This window comes from Subtercola lobariae (genome assembly GCF_014640255.1).
Lineage (GTDB): Bacteria > Actinomycetota > Actinomycetes > Actinomycetales > Microbacteriaceae > Subtercola > Subtercola lobariae.
On sequence record NZ_BMGP01000005.1, the window covers coordinates 252,878 to 268,799 of the forward strand.

Here is a 15,922-nt window from a genome sequence, read left to right on the forward strand (position 1 = left end):
CGGCATTCACCGTTTTCCACCCTGCACGAGGCATGGGTTGACAACATATAAGGATGCTGTCTAGCATAAGCATGCTTACGTTTGTACAGGGAGGTACAGGGTGAATTCTTACGAGATGCGTGACCTCGGCGGCGGTACGGTGTCAGGCCTATTGACTGCTCGCGCCAGCGCGGCTCCGAACCAGGAGGCCATCGTCTTCGGCGACTCGGTCATGACCTATGGCGAGCTGAATGATGCGGCGACGCGTTGCGCGTCGGCGCTGCTCGCTCTCGGCCTCACTCCCGGCGATTCGGTAGGATTGCTGGTCTCGAATCGGCCCGAGTACATCGTGGCGCACTTCGCCCTCAGCCGGGCCGGCCTGCGGAGCGTGCCGATCAACACCGCTTACAAGGGTGCATTTCTCGCATTCTCACTCGATCACTCCGATGCTAAAGCACTGATCACCGAAGCCCGATTAGCCGATCCGGTCGCCGACCTCGAGAATCTGCCCGCGGCGGTGCGAAGCGTCGTTTACATCGACGGCATTCCCGACCGGCTGCCCTCGGGCATCCAGAGTGTCGATTGGTCCGCGACGATTGAGAGCGCAGATCTGACGAGACCGCTCCCCGATGTTCAGCCCTCTGACATCGCAGTGATCGCCTATACCTCAGGAACGACCGGGCGCAGTAAGGGCGTGCTCTCGCCAGCGCTGCAGCAGGTCGTCATGGCCCGCGAGGTCGCCGTGGCAATGGGAACGACGACGCGCGACCGCCTCTACACCGTGCTACCTCTCTTTCACGGTGCCGCGGCAGTCGCGAGTTGCGTTCATGCCATCTACGCTGGCGCAACCATCTGTCTCAGCCCTCGTTTCAGCGCAAGCAAGTTCTGGGACGACATCAGGCAGACGGGCGCGACGCAGTTCAACGCCCTCGGGTCGATCATTCCCATGCTGCTGGCGCAGCCCGAGTCTCCACATGACAGAGACCATAGCGTCGAGCTGGTTTTCGCGGCGCCCGCCCCGCCCGAGGTGCTCTACCGCTTCGAGGCGCGTTTTGGTGTGCGCATCATCGAGGGCTACGGCGCGACCGAGATCAAGAACGTCATGTACAGCCCCGTTGAGGGCCGCAAGGTCGGCTCGATGGGCAAGCCCACCGCGTCATCGCTCATCGAGATTCACGACGAGAAGGGGCAGTCTGCCGGTGCGGGCGTTGTGGGCGAGATCGTCTACCGCCCGAAGCAGCCGAACATCATGTTCACGGGCTATCACCGAGACCCGCAGGCCACCCTCAACACCTTGGGCGACCTGTGGTTTCACACGGGCGACCTCGGCTATGTCGACGACGAGGGATTCTTCTACTTCGTCGATCGTAAGAAAGACGCCCTGCGCCGCAAAGGCGAGAACATCTCGTCACAAGAAGTCGAAGCCGTGCTCATGCTGTTTGCGGGCATCCATGACGCTGCCGCCATCGCCGTGCACTCCGATCTCGGCGAAGACGAAGTGCTTGCCGTCGTGCAAGTCGAAGACCCCGAGGCACTCGACTTCGAGGCTCTGTTTCGGCACTGCGACCAGGTCATGCCGCATTTCATGGTGCCGCGTTACTTTCGGGCGTCAGAAACACTGCCGCGCACTCCCACGGGCAAAGTTCAGAAGGTCACGCTTCGGGCAGAAGGTGTCACCGAAGACTCGTGGGATTCTCTCTCGGCCGGCCTCAAACCCACCCGTCACCTCTGACCAGCCCACCCGCCACCTCTGACCAGAACCGAAAGGCACCAGCGATGAACAGCCTTCGCATTCGCGACATTTCACCCCGTCTCGCTTTTCAGGCCCAACCGGGTACGACGGCACAGAAGATCGAGTTGGTCGAGCGGCTGATAGCCAGCGGCGTCACCGCGGTCGAGGTGTCATCGTTCGTCAGGCCAGACCTGGTTCCCGGGCTGGCCGATGCCGCTGAGGTGTTCGCCGGCATCCAGCGGCGACCAGGCGTGTCGCTCGAGTGCTGCGTAGCGAATGCCACCGGTCTCACTCAAGCGATCGAGGCCGGGGCGGATGCCGCGTGGTTTCTGCTCTCGGTCGACGAAGGCTTTTCGAGCGGCAACACCGGGCGGTCGATCGAGAAATCGTTGGCGGTGCTGGAGCAACTGCAGCACATTGCTGAGGGCTCCAGAACACAACTCGGCAGTTACCTCATCGGAGCGTGGGGCGGGCCCGTGGGGCTCGGTAAGAACCCACGCGCACTCGCCCCGGTTCTCAAACGCCTGGGCGAGATCGGTGTCGACGATTGGATTCTCGCCGACTCGTTCGGGTATGCCAGCCCCCGCCAGATCACCGAGACCGTCGCCTTCGTGGCGCCCTCGAGCAGGCTCGATTCGCTGACGGTGCAGGTGCACGACACACGCGGCATGGGTGTCGCCGACGTGGTCGAGTTGGCGCGGGCGGGAGTGCGTAACATCGACACGTCGCTTGCGGGTTCGGGCGGGCATCCTGCGTCACCCGCTGCTCGCGTCGGCGGGGTCTGCACCGAAGATGCCGTGCAAGCGCTTGAGCTGATGGGCTTCGATACCGGCATTGACCTGCCCGCGCTGATCGACGCCGCGAACTGGCTCGACACGGTGCTCGGTGGGCATGAAAAGGGGTTTGTGCGGCATGTCGGCGCAGTGCCGCAAGCTCACAACGACAAGGCACCGGTCGTTCCCGAGTTCAGCTGGTCGCGTTGATCAGCCCATCGTCGACTTCGCGAAGAAAGAAAGCGTCATCATGATTCTCACCATCACTGAAGCACAACGGCTTGTCGAACAGAGCATGGAGTCGGTGGGCCATACCGAAGCCGAAGCGCGCATCATCGCCGATCATCTCATCGACTGCGAACTTCGCGGGCTTGCCTTCGGCGGCGTCGCCCGTGCCTTGTCGATCATCGAACGCATCACCAGCACCCCGACTCCGCCGTCACCCATCGCGCTGACCAGAGAAACGTTCGTGTCGGCCCAGTTCGATGGTGGCGATCAGGTGGGCTATCTGGTGGCCGATCGCGCGACCGACGCGGCGATCGAGAAGGCTCGAACCATGGGCATCGCGGTCGTCGGGGCGAATAACACCTGGTACACGGGTATGTTCTCGTACTACCTCGAGCGCATCACGGCTGCTGGCTTCATGGGCATCATCGCCGGCAGCGGGGCGCACATCGTGGCGCCGCACGGTGGAACAGAGGCCAGGTTCGGCACGAACCCCATCGCCTTCGGCTTTCCCTCGACGACGGGGCCGATCATCTGGGATGTCGGTACTGCGAGCGTCATGCTCGGCGAGATCTTGGTGGCGATGCGGCTCGGCCAGCCCATCGCCGAAGGGCTCGGTTACGACCGAGAGGGCGAACCCACGGTGAACCCTCAAGCGGCCCTCAGCGGCGCGTTCACCGTATGGGGCGGTCACAAGGGCTCTGGCCTGGCGCTTGTCGTGCAGCTGCTCGGTATGATGACCGGGGCAGCCGCTGCACCGGTCGGAATCTCTGATTGCGGCTTTTTCGTACTCGCCGTCGACCCTGAACTGTTCGGCTCGGCCGACGACTTTCAGGCTCGTGTCGCCGAGTATGCCGAGTCCATTCGTTCGACCCGCCCGGTAGATGCACAGACGCCCGTGCGGGTGCCTTTCGATCGTTCGATCGCCGAACGATCACGTCGCCAGGCAGAAGGAACCCTGAACATTCTCGACCCGGTCTACGTAGAGCTTCAGCGCATTTCGCAGGGCGCCGCGGTCGAGGCGAAATCAGAAAACCCGCAAGACACGATCAACCGACTCATCAACGAAAGGTAACCATGTCACTCTACGTCGCACTCTTCACCCACCCCGATGAGGCCGGCTGGGCCGAGCACCTCGACGAGCATGTGCAATACCTGCTGCAACTCATCGCGCAAGGCAAGCTCCGCGCATCAGGGCCACTCGTCGGCACCCCGCAGAAGCGGGCCGTTCTCATCATCTCTGCCGAGAATCGCGAAGAAGCCGAGGGCATCATCGCTGCCGACCCCTACGACATTCACGGCATGATCACCGATCTCGTTCTCGAAGAGTGGGATCCCATCTTCGGCGCCTTCAACGCCGAGTCGACCAGGGTGGACGAACGGCTCACCCTGCGCGGCTGAGACAGTCACATCTGAAGGGCGCGGCCCGCGTGCGTTCTATTGCACGTGGGCCGAATCTAATACTTGCTCGAGTTCCGACCGGGGCGTGCCCGCCGATGTACAGAACCGAGCGGCACGCTACCTCACCCTCCCGAGGCTCCGCGAGGGTCGACCAGATAGCCCTCTCGCGGCTCAGGCGCGCGGTCGGCAGGAATCATCGAGCTAGGGAGTTCACACCAACACCAGAATTGTGAAAAACCCACTTTGAAGAGATCGCGGCTCTCCGCAAGCGATCCCGTAATGCTCCGATCGACGACAGGTCATCGCGTCTACAGCTCATCGGCTGCTGACGTTGCCGAAGAGCGAGGCGATCGGCGCAAGAATGACTGGCCGTGCGGCGAACCACACGCCTACCATGACGGCGAGGGAGACGAAGAAGATGGCGAAGCCCCACCAGTTCACCTCGTCCGACCCGCCATACATGTGGTTCAGGTTGCGGAGGGCACCTGTGGCGAACACCAGTGCGACGTGAACCACGATGAAGAAGACGAAATAGAGCATGACCGGAAAATGGATCGCCCGCGCAACTTCGATGGGGTACGCCGCGCTCAGCCGTTTGGCGTTCTTCGGCCAGATGGCTGACATGCGAACCCCGGTGACCACTGCAAGCGGGGCGGCGACGAACACAGTGATGAAATACGAAAGCTGTTGAAGGCTGTTGTAGTTCACCCAGCCGTCTTCGGTGGGCCACTGCAGCGTGAGGTATTGCAGCAGCGCCGATATGGCGTTCGGGAACACGGACCAGCTCGTAGGTACGATTCTGACCCACTGGGCGGTGACGAACAGCAACACGACGAAGATTACGCCGTTGACCAGCCAGAGAATGTCGAGCGACTGGTGAAACCAGAGTGTGAGGCTGATCTTGCGCGGTGTGCCTTTGGCCCATCGTGATGCCCAGAACGCGGCCGGTCTGCGTTCGGTCCGCACCTGCCAGCCCGAACGGATGATCAACACCATCAAGAAGGCGCTGAAGAAGTGTTGCCAGCCGATCCAGGTCGGAATGCCAACGGGTGCGAAGTCGGGAAGCGCGTACGATCCTGGGTACGTCTGAAGAAAATCTTGTATCGGGGCGTAGGTTGTGAGGCCTCGAGCAGCGAGTACCACGACTGCGGCAATCACGAGCAGCGCACCTGCGGCGAGGATGAACTGAGCCGGCCGTGACGAGGGAATCCAGCGCGAGAAGGCGGTCAACGGGCCTGCGACCTCCTTCGCGGCCGAAGTGCGGGAGGCCGACGGGCGGGTGATCGTCACCGTGGGTGCGGGTGCAGCGCCCGGTGGCGCCACTCTTGATTCCCGAATTGTGCTCGTCCCACCCGGCGCCGCCGCTGGAACAGTCGTCGCCGACGTGGGCACAGCCGAAGTCGTCGACGTAGTGTCGACTGCAGTGACCACAATGCCGTCATCGGCTCGCCTGGGAAGCCCCTGACGCCCGGCGGGCTTCGCGCCTTCGCCGACCGCCGTTGAGCCCGCCGGCCTCGGCGCTCGAGAACCCACCGCGGCAGCCGTCTCGACCGGCGAAGCCGCTGGCACTGCCGCGGTAGCAGCATCTGGCACAAGCGACCCAGGCGTCTGCACGGAGGCACTCGCTCCGGTGTCGTCCGGCGCCCGCGGAGGCAGCGGCTCGCCGCCCGATACGCGGGGCAGGCCTTGTCGGCGCGGAGGGTTTGGGTCGGAGACGGGTGGTGGCACTACTGCTTCTTTTTCGCTTCGAGTGCTTCGATCAGTTGGGGTACCACCGTGAAAACATCGCCGACGACGCCGAAGTCGGCGATGTCGAAAATAGGTGCATCAGCGTCTTTATTGATTGCCACGATGGTCTTGGCTGTTTGCATGCCCGCCCGATGCTGGATTGCACCTGAGATGCCTAGGGCGATGTAAAGCTGTGGCGAAACCGAAACTCCCGTTTGTCCGACCTGACACGACTGCTGAACGTATCCGGCGTCTACTGCTGCGCGAGAGGCGCCTATTGCTGCCCCGAGGGAGTCGGCAAGTTGTTCGACGAGAGCGAAGTTGGCCAACGAGCCCAGGCCGCGCCCTCCAGAGACCACCGTTGCCGCGCCGCGAAGCTCAGGTCGCGATGACTGTGCGGGTGCTGGTGTGAACGATTCGATCGTTGCGGCAGATTTGTTGGAAGGGGCATGCCTTAGTCGTTCAATGACGAGTGGCTGGGGCTCCGCGTGTGCAGTAATAGCCCCCATGCGGACCGTTACGACGATCGAACCTGTCGAAGTTGCAGACAAGATGTCATAGCTCCCGCCATACACCGAGTGATGAACTAAAACGCCCTCATCGTCGCGAGAAACGCCGACGGCGTCCGCCGCCAATGAAGATCTACGGCGTGCCGCAACACGTCCGGCCACATCGCGACCCTCGATTGAGTTTGCGATCAGCACCGCGTCTGGGTTCATGAGATCCCACGCGAGGCACAGCGCGTCGACAATCGGCACGCTGAGCACCGACGAGACGCGAGCGTCCTCCACAACGATGACCGTGGTTGCGCCTAACCGAGCGGCCTCCGCGGCGGCTCCGACCGCCTGCTCTGGAGTCGCCACGACCAACGCAATGGGAGTGCCCACCGAGGTCGCAGCGGCCAGTAGGCCAGCAGCGCTTGTGGCCAACTGACCGTCGTTCGTCACCGTGACGAGCACGAGAATCGAGTCTGAAGCAAAATCGGTCATGATGGATCCCTACGCCAGAAGGTTGGAGATGAGAAATTCCGCGATCAGTTGGCCCGCATCACCTTGGTCGTCTACTTTCACGCCGGCTTGCCTCGGAGGCTTTTCCGCTACCGCAATCAATATGGAGCGCGGCACGGATAGATCATCGATTGTGATGTTGAGATCTGAGAGTGAAATCATCTCGTACGGTTTTTTCTTGGCCGCCAGAATCCCTTTGAAAGACGGGAATCGGGCTTCCGCAAGGGCCTCAGTGACCGAGATCACTGCAGGGAGTGCTGCTGAAACCGTCATCACTCCCTCATCGGTTGCTCGAGTGCCCCTGACAATACTGTCGTCGAGGCTGATCTCCGTGAGGTTGGTCAACTGCGGTAGGTCGAGTGTCTCTGCGATCATCGCGGGCAGAATACCCGAAGCACCGTCTGTTGACTGGTTACCCGCGATGACGAGGTCGAACCCGAGGCGCGTGATCGCCGCTGACAGAACTTCCGCGGTCACCCCATAGTCGGCGCCCACGATGGCGGGATCGGCTATATGAACCGCAGAATGAGCTCCCATAGCCAACCCTTTCCGCAGCGACGCCGTTGCAGAATCTGGAGCCATCGTCAGCACGACCACTTCGGTGTCTGGGTTGCGGTCTGCGTGAGCGAGCGCGAATTCTAGAGCACGCTCATTGATCTCGTCTAACACCGCGTCGCTGGCAGCGCGATCTGCGATTCCTGTTTCGGGGTCGAGCTTTCTCTCCCCATAGGTGTCGGGCACTTCTTTCATGAGGACGATGATCTTCATTGGTCTCTTCTCTCAGGAGCGATGATACTCACTGCGCGCCAGCGCTCGTTGTTCAGGCACAGAGGCGATAGACGCACATCTGACCGAAGCTGTTATTTGGATTCCCACCACGGAGTGATGACTGCTCGCGCCAAAGTATGCGACGCGAGATTGAAACCGAGAAAAGCAGGAGTTGCGTCGACGCTGATTTCGAGCTCATCAACATCTACCGCGTGCACGGCTATGAAGTAGTTGTGTTTGCCGCTTCCAGCGGGAGGGGCAGCGCCCAGGAAGCGCTTCAGCCCGGCATCGTTGGCCAGCTGAAGAGCACCTGCTGGCAGATCGTCGCTCAGCCCGCTCCCCACCCCTGTTCCCAGCTCGGTGACAGAACTCGGGATGTTCGCGACCGCCCAGTGCCAGAACCCGCTCCCTGTTGGAGCCGTCGGATCGTAGACAGTCACCACGAAGCTCTTCGTGGCTGATGGGAAACCCGACCAAGAGAGATTCGGAGATGTGTCCGATCCGCCGGCACCGAAGATGCCGCTGACGTGGGCGAGAGCGAGTTCTTCGCCATCTGCGACATCGGTGCTGGTGACCTCGAACTCAGGTACTGACGCGATCTGGTCATACGGTGATTTTGACATGTGCTTCCTTGCTCATTGTTTCGGTTTTCGTTTTTTTCGGTTCAGGTCAGGGAATGAGAATGCCGCGCCCGCGAATGCGGCCCAGCTGTAAGTCTGCGATCGCGTCGAGGGCGGCATCGAGGGGATACTCGGCCGTGTGCAAGACCATGCGGCTTTGGCTGGTGAGGGTCATCAGTTCAACGAGGTCGTTGTAGGTTCCAACCAGGTTTCCCACAATGTTGATTTCGCGAGAAATGATGTCAATTGTCGGCACATTGACGGTGCCGCCGTATCCGATCACGTAATGCGATCCCCGCGTACGCAACAACTTCGGCGCGAGAAGTTCCGCACCGTTCTCTCCGACGAAGTCGAAGAGAACGTGTGCTCCCCCCGAAGTGATGTCTAATACCCGCCGTTGCACGAACTCATCGCTTGTCGCATGCACAGTGTGGTGAGCGCCGAGTTCTATCGCTAGTTCGAGGGCCGCCTCAGACTGATCGACGACTGTGACCTCAGCCGAGGTGATTGCGAGCAGGCTCTGAATGCCGATGTGACCCAGACCACCGGCACCAACAACAACGGTGTGGGTACCTGGGTATAGTGCAGACGCTGCCTTGCGCACGGCATGGTATGCGGTGAGACCTGCATCTGCCAAAGCGGCAACGTTTCGCGGTTCTAATCCCGGGCCGAGCTTGACGACTGCTCGAGCGTTCGTGAGAAGCTGCTGCGCCATTCCGCCGTCGACATTCACACCCGGAAATGTTGCGTTCTCGCAGTGGGAGTCTTCGCCGATTCGGCAAGCCGGGCACAGGCCACAGCTCGTAAGCGGGTGCATGATGACGGCATCGCCCGGAGATACGTTGCTGACCGCAGATCCCACCTCGCGAACCCACCCGGCATTTTCGTGCCCGAGCGTGTACGGCAACTGTGGGTTCTGGATTCCAGACCACTGGCCCTCGATGATGTGCAAGTCGGTTCGACATAAGCCCGCGGCACCGATGTCGACGATCACGTCCCACGGTCTCGTGATCCGTGGTTCGGCAACCTCGTCAACGGTGGGCGGACGCTCGTATTCGTGCAGTCTTACGGCCTTCACATCGACTCTTTTCCCTGTTCTGTAATTATCTGTTAATAAATAATAGAGTACAAATCTATTGACACGCAAGTTAAACTAATCTAACGTCAATCTACACGATGACCCCTAGTCCTGACCGCCCCAGCCTCGTAAGAATGTTGTTGTTCTCAGCAGCGTTTTGCGTCATCGGTGCTGCGCTATGTGCAAAATCTCTCGGAGACTCTTCAGCGTTGGTCGACATCTGGGCTGGCGGATTTTCTGTCGTCTTGGGTTCGTCGCTCTGTGTTCAAGCGTTCGCCAGGTTGCTGGAGGTCTAGCGAGTTGGCGAAGCAGACAATTGAGGCTTGGGAAGCGTCGAGTGTCGATGACACCGGTCGGGCATTCACCGCTCTCGGTGTATCAAACGCACGCGTTGAGATACTCCGTGCTATTTCTCGTCGCGGTGAAAGCCCTACGAGTGCGCTGATGGAGGACGTCGGTCTTAGCCGAAATGGTCTCTCGCGACATCTCGAGGTTCTGCGTCAATCAGGGTTTTTGTCAGATCGGCATGCGACGCATCCGCGCGGTTCTGGTCCAATCACCTACTGGAGTCTCGACAGTGACGGTATCAGTGACGCGATCGAGGCGCTGTTGACTTACATTTCGACTCTCTAGTCATTCTGCGTTGTTGCAGAATGCGGCGCTTGCGCAGGCTGTTTATGCAGACATGACAGTCATCGCCAGAATCATGCAGAGCGTGCAGGTCGCGTGAGGGATGGTGTGGGCTCTTTTTTTGTGAATGGCAGGCACGATCAGTACCGCTGCACACAGAGCCCAGTCAACGAGCACTAGTGTGCCGATTATGTTGCTGGCGAGCATTTCGTGCGGCATGTGAAGTGAACTAGCTGCGGGGCTGGAGGCTGTGGTGGCGGGAGTGTCCATTCGATGAGCTGGCATGAGAAGCAAGGCAAGAGCCATGAACCACACATCGACGAGCACAAGAATAGTGACGGATTTCTGCCGTGCATTTGAGGCCCGATTAGAGCGTATTCGAGCGACCACCAAGGTGATCATACTGACGCTGATCACTGCTAACAGCGCTCCGCAGCCTACGCTTGCGGGAAAACTCGGCAGTGTGAGTACAGCGAGCATCACCGCGCCAGTTATCAGGCTTACCCCTGCCTGAATTCGTGAACCGTTGCGTCCGCCGACGGCTGCAGCCATGCCCGCGATTGTGAGAATGGCTGCAGCGATGCTGGTCAGTGGCACGTATGCCCGTCTGTTCCACCGTCAGCATGGTGTTGGTGCGAAACATCTGCCGGAACGTCGAGGGTCGGATTTCGGTCAAAGAAACCATGCGGCTTCAGGGTGAATTTTGCGTAGTCCACAGGCATGACTGGCCAGTCCTCGGGTCGGGGAAAGTGGGTGGGTCCGAAGGTGTGCCACAAGACGATGTCTTCGTTCTCGAGCGAGCGGCCTGCCTTCTGATATTCCGGTATTCCGCCGCCACCGAGGTGTTGATTGGGAAAATCTCCTGCTGAGTAACGTTCCTTCGGGTCGTATTGCGTGATCCACAGCTGTTTGGTCGTGAATTGGGCACGCGTCGTGACCGTTGCTGATTCGTCGGCCAGCAGCACCGGGTTCTGTTCCGGATAGAGAACGTAAGAGACCGGGTCACCGAATCGGTTCAGAGAGTTGGGGTTCGTGATGTGCCACGTTCGAGCGAGGCTGGCATTGGCGAGCCGACCTCCTTCAGACTCGTTTGTGATCGGCGTGGCCTTGTTCGTGAACGCGTTGCCGTGTTCATTGCCGGGCCCAGCCGGAACTCGTTTAACTTCAACTTCTTGAACGGTATTGTTCGTCCCGTCGACGGTCATGTCTAGACGTGCCGAGAAGAGGTGCTGATGGTAAGGGGCCCCAAGGCCCGGCGCGACCTCGTTGGCGTATGGATAGTCTTTTCCCCGATATGACGAGGTGAACAGTATGCCGGTAAGTTTTGCTTCGCACTCGATAGTGCCGTCTAGATAGAGGTACCAGAAAAAACCGTAATCATAGTTGCCCACGGTGGTGAAGAATGAGATCACGAGCCGGCGTTGCCGGCGGGTCTCGTTCGATCCGGTCACGAAGTCAGAATGTTTCCAGAGAATGCCGTAATCCTCTTCGTGCATGCAGATGGCATTCTTGATCGTCTTCGGGTGGCCCTGCTCATCCATGATCACGCCATCGAAGTACGTGATCTCACCGACGCAGTCGCAGCCGAGTTCGAGGCTGTTGGTGTATCGGGCGAACATGTACTCGCCGGTGTCGAAGTAGTTCTGCCAAAACCGCACCGGGCTCGGATCAGCGTACGGCACCACCATTTCGGCGATCGATGCCCGATAGATGATCGGCCGATCTTCACCCTTGTCGTGGAAAGAGAGCTGGCGCAATATCAGTCCCTCTCGCGCATCGAACCCGACCCGGAATTTCCAGTTCTGCCAGGTGACGACCTCGCCGTCGACCTGATACGACGGCCCATCTGGCTGACTGATCTCGAGTGGCTTCAGGCTCTTACGCTCTGGCCCACGGAACGCAGGGTCGTCATAGTTGCCTGATTCTTTCGGCACCGGCAAATCCAGAAAGTCGACGAGCTTGATGACACGCCCTTCGGTCATATCTACGTAGGCGCAGAGCCCATCGACAGGATGGGCCCAGCACGCGTCTGTCGGATGGTCCTGCATGAAGAACAAAGACCGGGCGACGCGATGGTTCAACTCATCGTCGAAACCATAGTGTCCAGCAGAGAGCGGAATGGAGACAACCTGAGCGGGGTCGATACCGCGCCGAGCGATCGCCTCCTGAAACCCGGGGTCGGCTTGAATAATAGGCCCGATCAACTCGAATTCTTCGTCGAGAATCGCAACCTGACCATCCTCTGGTGCGATTGATCGAACCGAGACCACGCTGGCTGCGACAATGTCCACCACGATGTCTTGCGACTCGCCGGTAGCCAGATCGATGAGGATCGCTCTGGCCCACCGTCTTACGGCATCGCCGGGGCTGAAAGCCAGAACGTCTTTCTTGTTCGGCTCCTCTAACCCCACGTGCACAAATCGAGTCGACTCGAGCAGAAATTCTCCATCGTGAAGGATTTTGCGGACCGCGTCGAGTTCGCTGACACTGAGATTGTCCAGTGGATGAGGCTGCACGTCGCCCATGCCCGCAATGCTTCTCTCATGCTGAGTGATCGACATAAAAAGTTCCTTCTCTTCTTGAGTGCGTTGATCGGCCTGAATCCCTACGACTCTTGACGCCCGATTTTGCTGTAGACATCTGGTCGGTGGTTGCGGAGCCAGAGCGCGAGAACGATGCCCGCGACGGTGATGACGATCAGGCCTATCGCGCAGATGGGTCCGATGTTAGGAATTCCGAGGACGAGATCCAAGTTGGTCAACACGAGCACGAGAACCGCAGCGAATCCGATGCCGGCAAGAGCAGGCGCGATCAATGACTTCCATGTCGACTCCAGGCCTGGTCGGCGCCGGAAGAACGCGATGATCGCCGCTATCGTGCCCAGGAACAACAGCAGGATGCAGATCGTGCCGAACCCGCCGAACGCACCGTAGATCAGCACGACATCTTTGCTGAAGCCGATCAAAATGAGGTAGATGGCTAGGCAGATTCCGATGCTGGCCAAGACAGCGATCCAGGGAGACCCAAGTTTACGATGCACTCGGCCTAGACCAGAGGGCAGAATTCGATCCCGTCCCATCGAGTACAGATATCTGACGGACGCGCCTTGCACAGAGTTCGCCGCAGCAAGTTGACTTGTCACGAGCAGAACCGATACGAGGGTTGCCACAAAGCCGCCGAGATAGACCTGAATACTAGAGATCACTGAATCGACGGGGGCATTGCGAGCATCATCAACGACCTGCGAGGGTCCGACGGCCACGATATAAGCGAACGCGGCGAGAGCGAAGAACAGGGCGGTGAAAATGATCGCACCGTAGGCCGCCCTCGGAACCGTCTTTTCGGGCTTCTTCACCTCTTCCCTGAACACGGCCATCGCTTCGATACCGATCATTGTGTTGAGCGCAAACAGCACTGCGATACCGGGGTTGGCAGACAGAAATTCAGAGGGCAGAAAGGAAGAGGGGGAGTACCCTTCTGGGCCGCCCTTGATCATCACCGAAGCTTCATAAACGGCGACAATGATGATCTCTAGGCTGACGAAGACAGCAACAGCCTTAATAGAGAGGTCTACGCGCAGCAGATTGAGCACCGTAACGACGGCAAAGCCGATCAGGCCCCAAACCTGCCAGGGCAGGGAGGAGCCGAAGACGTTGGTCACGAGCGTCTCGGTGATCAAACCGAGGAACACATAGCCACTCACGGCGTAAAAGATGTAAGCGATGGTTGCCAAGAACGAACCCGCAACGGCAGCAGGTTTACCCAAACCTTGGGCGATCAGGGTGTAAAAGGCGCCCGGAGTCTTCATATGCCGGCTAATGGCCAAGATCCCGACCTCGAACAGCAGCAGCAACGCACCCGCTGCAAGAAAAGCGACAGGCGCGCCTATTCCGTTTCCGAAGGCAATGGCCGGTTGGAGGTAGCCCGCCAGCACAGCAAGCGGGGCGTTGAATGCAATGAAGATGAATGCCAAAGTAACGGCATTGAGTTTTCGTGGTAGAGCAGTTTGTGGTTGAGTGGCCGCCGATGGATCATTGGCCGCCTCAGAAGTCGTTGAGGTGCGAACCTCAGGTGCTTTGTGATCGAGCTCACTCATTTGTAGACACTCCAGGTATTGGGCGGAAACCGTGTTGGATGTGAATTCGAATGCCTGCGCCCGTGGTCTTTAGCCGGCGAAGGCCGAATCGTCGTACTTGATTGGTGAATTATTCGCGGGTAAATCTGGTGATTCGCTACAGACGCGCAAGTCAACGTCGTTTGGTGACTGATCGGCTGGGACGCGCGGGGTGTTACGCCAGCCAGCGCATTTCTGTTTCCCCGACACTAGAGGTGGATTCTGCAATAGTCAATATATTTGACACTTATTATTTGAAGATGTAACTTTAAGAATATCGATTTCCTCAATCGACGATGACGCGTTAATCCAGGGAGTATCTGATGAGCACTATCACCGAACAGACGAGTGTCTTGAATGACGCGCGCGTTGAGTTGAGCGGACGTCAGCTCGGTCATGTCATAGACGGGCAGATCGACCCGTCGGGTATCGGAGATGCGATCGTGGTGATTGATCCTGCGTCCGGAGATGTGATTGCAACCATCCCCCAGGGAACGAAAGCGCATGTTGATCGTGCTGTTGAGGCTGCGAGAACGGCACAGCCGGCCTGGCGGTCCAAATCGTATTCAGAACGTGCAACCGTCTTGAATGCCGTCGCGGGTCTGGTTGAGGCGAACGTTGAAAGACTCGCCGCGCTGGAGTCACTCAACACGGGCAAGCCATTCGATGCGGCTCGCGACGAGATTCTTGGTACTGCTGAAGCATTTCGATTCCTGGCGGGTGCGGCACGAGCGTTGCAGGCTCCCGCGCCAGATGAATATGTGGGTGGCCAACTTTCCATGATTCGACGAGAACCGGTTGGCGTTGTCGGTGCAATAACTCCATGGAACTATCCGTTGTTAACAGCATCGTGGAAGATCGCTCCAGCTCTCGCTATGGGAAACACTGTCGTTCTCAAACCCTCTGAGCTCACCCCGCTGACCACCCTTCTGTTCATGGATCTGATAAAAGACGTGCTCCCTGCGGGGGTCCTCAATATTGTTCTCGGTACCGGCCGAGAAGTGGGTGCCGCTCTGAGCGAGCACACCGCTGTCGATCTGATTTCGTTGACAGGCAGCGTTGGTAGCGGGCAAGCGGTTATCGCGGGCTCAGCTCATACGTTGAAGCCGACGCACTTAGAGCTGGGGGGAAAGGCGCCCGTTCTCGTCTTCGACGACGCCGTCCTCGATGATGTCGCTGCGGGAGTACGGTTCGCCGGTTTCTGGAATTCCGGTCAAGAGTGCGGCTCGGCGACGCGCATCATCTGTGCTGAGTCTGTTCGAGACGAACTGACTCAGCGTCTCGTCGACTCTGCCACGACCCTCCGTGTGGGAGCGCCGGATGAGTTGAACTCCGAAATGGGCCCTCTCATCAGTGAGCGGCAGCGTAACGCGGTGGCAGCGATGGTGAATCGGGCGCGTGATGCAGGTGCGACTGTGGTTTTGGGCGGTGAGGTGCCTGACGGGGCCGGCTTTTTCTATCCGCCCACAATTATCACCGACGTGGTTCACGGGAGTGAGATTGCGACGCAAGAGATCTTTGGGCCTGTGGTCACGATCGAGACCTTTTCTGATGAAGCTGAGGCGCTAGCGTTGGCGAACAGCGTCGTGTACGGTCTCGCAGCCTCCGTCTGGACCGAGAATCTTGGTCGCGCTCTGCGGGTCTCGAGCCTTCTTGACTTCGGTACGGTGTGGGTCAACGGACACCTGCACGGGGTGAGTGAGATGCCGTGGGGTGGGTTCGGTGCGTCTGGACACGGGCGTGAGATGTCAATTTTTGCGCTCGAAGATTTCTCTCGAACAAAGCATGTGATGATCGCGACAGGGGCGACTTCCTAACACCTGAACGGTTTCCGCCGCAGTATTTCTGCACCGCTATCAAGCAACCA

General features: G+C 59.3%; 14 protein-coding genes. 6 read left to right on the forward strand and 8 right to left on the reverse strand.

Annotated elements, in window-relative coordinates; genetic code table 11:
• The first annotated feature begins 100 nt into the window (after positions 1 to 100).
• The 4 genes from IEX24_RS14345 to IEX24_RS14360 are packed head-to-tail and all read left to right on the forward strand — an operon-like array spanning position 101 to position 4,110.
• Entirely contained in the window at positions 101 to 1,711 is a 1,611-nt protein-coding gene (locus IEX24_RS14345; RefSeq protein WP_203586022.1) for an AMP-binding protein, read from the forward strand.
• A gap of 44 nt (positions 1,712 to 1,755) precedes the next feature.
• Positions 1,756 to 2,694: a hydroxymethylglutaryl-CoA lyase-like TIM-barrel protein gene (locus IEX24_RS14350; protein WP_188679330.1), complete on the forward strand. Its 939-nt coding sequence runs from the start codon at positions 1,756 to 1,758 to the stop codon at positions 2,692 to 2,694.
• Positions 2,695 to 2,734: 40 nt separating this feature from the next.
• The gene (locus tag IEX24_RS14355) at positions 2,735 to 3,784 is read left to right on the forward strand and encodes an Ldh family oxidoreductase (protein ID WP_203586023.1); all 1,050 of its coding nucleotides are present in this window, start codon (positions 2,735 to 2,737) and stop codon (positions 3,782 to 3,784) included.
• A gap of 2 nt (positions 3,785 to 3,786) precedes the next feature.
• Positions 3,787 to 4,110, forward strand: coding sequence for a YciI family protein (locus tag IEX24_RS14360; RefSeq protein ID WP_188679332.1), 324 nt, complete (start codon positions 3,787 to 3,789; stop codon positions 4,108 to 4,110).
• Positions 4,111 to 4,425: 315 nt separating this feature from the next.
• On the opposite strand, the gene IEX24_RS14365 is transcribed toward IEX24_RS14360, so the two are convergent.
• The 5 genes from IEX24_RS14365 to IEX24_RS14385 all read right to left on the reverse strand — a co-directional run bounded on the left by IEX24_RS14365 (position 4,426) and on the right by IEX24_RS14385 (position 9,311).
• The gene (locus IEX24_RS14365) at positions 4,426 to 5,400 is read right to left on the reverse strand and encodes a cytochrome b/b6 domain-containing protein (protein WP_229715355.1); all 975 of its coding nucleotides are present in this window, start codon (positions 5,398 to 5,400) and stop codon (positions 4,426 to 4,428) included.
• A 437-nt stretch (positions 5,401 to 5,837) separates the two neighbouring features.
• Positions 5,838 to 6,827 carry an electron transfer flavoprotein subunit alpha/FixB family protein gene (locus tag IEX24_RS14370; protein WP_188679333.1) on the reverse strand — a complete coding sequence of 330 codons (990 nt, stop codon included), beginning with the start codon at positions 6,825 to 6,827 and terminating at the stop codon, positions 5,838 to 5,840.
• 9 nt (positions 6,828 to 6,836) lie between these two features.
• The gene (locus IEX24_RS14375) at positions 6,837 to 7,613 is read right to left on the reverse strand and encodes an electron transfer flavoprotein subunit beta/FixA family protein (RefSeq protein WP_188679335.1); all 777 of its coding nucleotides are present in this window, start codon (positions 7,611 to 7,613) and stop codon (positions 6,837 to 6,839) included.
• A 92-nt stretch (positions 7,614 to 7,705) separates the two neighbouring features.
• Positions 7,706 to 8,236 (reverse strand): YbhB/YbcL family Raf kinase inhibitor-like protein, encoded by a 531-nt coding sequence (locus IEX24_RS14380; protein ID WP_188679337.1) that lies wholly within the window; start codon positions 8,234 to 8,236, stop codon positions 7,706 to 7,708.
• A gap of 46 nt (positions 8,237 to 8,282) precedes the next feature.
• Complete coding sequence (locus IEX24_RS14385) at positions 8,283 to 9,311, reverse strand: NAD(P)-dependent alcohol dehydrogenase (protein ID WP_188679339.1); 1,029 nt, start codon at positions 9,309 to 9,311, stop codon at positions 8,283 to 8,285.
• A 261-nt stretch (positions 9,312 to 9,572) separates the two neighbouring features.
• On the opposite strand from IEX24_RS14385, the gene IEX24_RS20065 reads away from it, so the two are divergent.
• Complete coding sequence (locus IEX24_RS20065) at positions 9,573 to 9,944, forward strand: ArsR/SmtB family transcription factor (RefSeq protein ID WP_372435736.1); 372 nt, start codon at positions 9,573 to 9,575, stop codon at positions 9,942 to 9,944.
• 42 nt (positions 9,945 to 9,986) lie between these two features.
• Here the strand turns inward: IEX24_RS20065 and IEX24_RS14395 are convergent, their stop codons facing one another.
• Genes IEX24_RS14395 through IEX24_RS14405 form a run of 3 tightly spaced genes read right to left on the reverse strand, consistent with a single transcriptional unit; the run spans position 9,987 to position 14,037 of the window.
• Positions 9,987 to 10,493 (reverse strand): hypothetical protein, encoded by a 507-nt coding sequence (locus IEX24_RS14395; protein WP_188679343.1) that lies wholly within the window; start codon positions 10,491 to 10,493, stop codon positions 9,987 to 9,989.
• A gap of 35 nt (positions 10,494 to 10,528) precedes the next feature.
• On the reverse strand, positions 10,529 to 12,502 hold the full coding sequence (locus tag IEX24_RS14400; protein ID WP_188679345.1) for a primary-amine oxidase: 1,974 nt from the start codon (positions 12,500 to 12,502) through the stop codon (positions 10,529 to 10,531).
• A 44-nt stretch (positions 12,503 to 12,546) separates the two neighbouring features.
• On the reverse strand, positions 12,547 to 14,037 hold the full coding sequence (locus IEX24_RS14405; RefSeq protein WP_188679347.1) for an APC family permease: 1,491 nt from the start codon (positions 14,035 to 14,037) through the stop codon (positions 12,547 to 12,549).
• 341 nt (positions 14,038 to 14,378) lie between these two features.
• On the opposite strand from IEX24_RS14405, the gene IEX24_RS14410 reads away from it, so the two are divergent.
• Positions 14,379 to 15,872, forward strand: a complete 1,494-nt coding sequence (locus IEX24_RS14410; RefSeq protein WP_188679349.1) for an aldehyde dehydrogenase family protein — start codon at positions 14,379 to 14,381, stop codon at positions 15,870 to 15,872.
• Positions 15,873 to 15,922: the final 50 nt, after the last annotated feature.

Coding starts and splice junctions, on each gene's coding strand:
- IEX24_RS14350 (WP_188679330.1), top strand. CDS start 1,756: ATGAACAGCCTTCGCATTCGCGACATTTCACCCCGTCTCGCTTTTCAG.
- IEX24_RS14355 (WP_203586023.1), top strand. CDS start 2,735: ATGATTCTCACCATCACTGAAGCACAACGGCTTGTCGAACAGAGCATG.
- IEX24_RS14360 (WP_188679332.1), top strand. CDS start 3,787: ATGTCACTCTACGTCGCACTCTTCACCCACCCCGATGAGGCCGGCTGG.
- IEX24_RS14370 (WP_188679333.1), bottom strand. CDS start 6,827: ATGACCGATTTTGCTTCAGACTCGATTCTCGTGCTCGTCACGGTGACG.
- IEX24_RS14375 (WP_188679335.1), bottom strand. CDS start 7,613: ATGAAGATCATCGTCCTCATGAAAGAAGTGCCCGACACCTATGGGGAG.
- IEX24_RS14380 (WP_188679337.1), bottom strand. CDS start 8,236: ATGTCAAAATCACCGTATGACCAGATCGCGTCAGTACCTGAGTTCGAG.
- IEX24_RS14395 (WP_188679343.1), bottom strand. CDS start 10,493: ATGGCTGCAGCCGTCGGCGGACGCAACGGTTCACGAATTCAGGCAGGG.
- IEX24_RS14400 (WP_188679345.1), bottom strand. CDS start 12,502: ATGTCGATCACTCAGCATGAGAGAAGCATTGCGGGCATGGGCGACGTG.
- IEX24_RS14405 (WP_188679347.1), bottom strand. CDS start 14,037: ATGAGTGAGCTCGATCACAAAGCACCTGAGGTTCGCACCTCAACGACT.
- IEX24_RS14410 (WP_188679349.1), top strand. CDS start 14,379: ATGAGCACTATCACCGAACAGACGAGTGTCTTGAATGACGCGCGCGTT.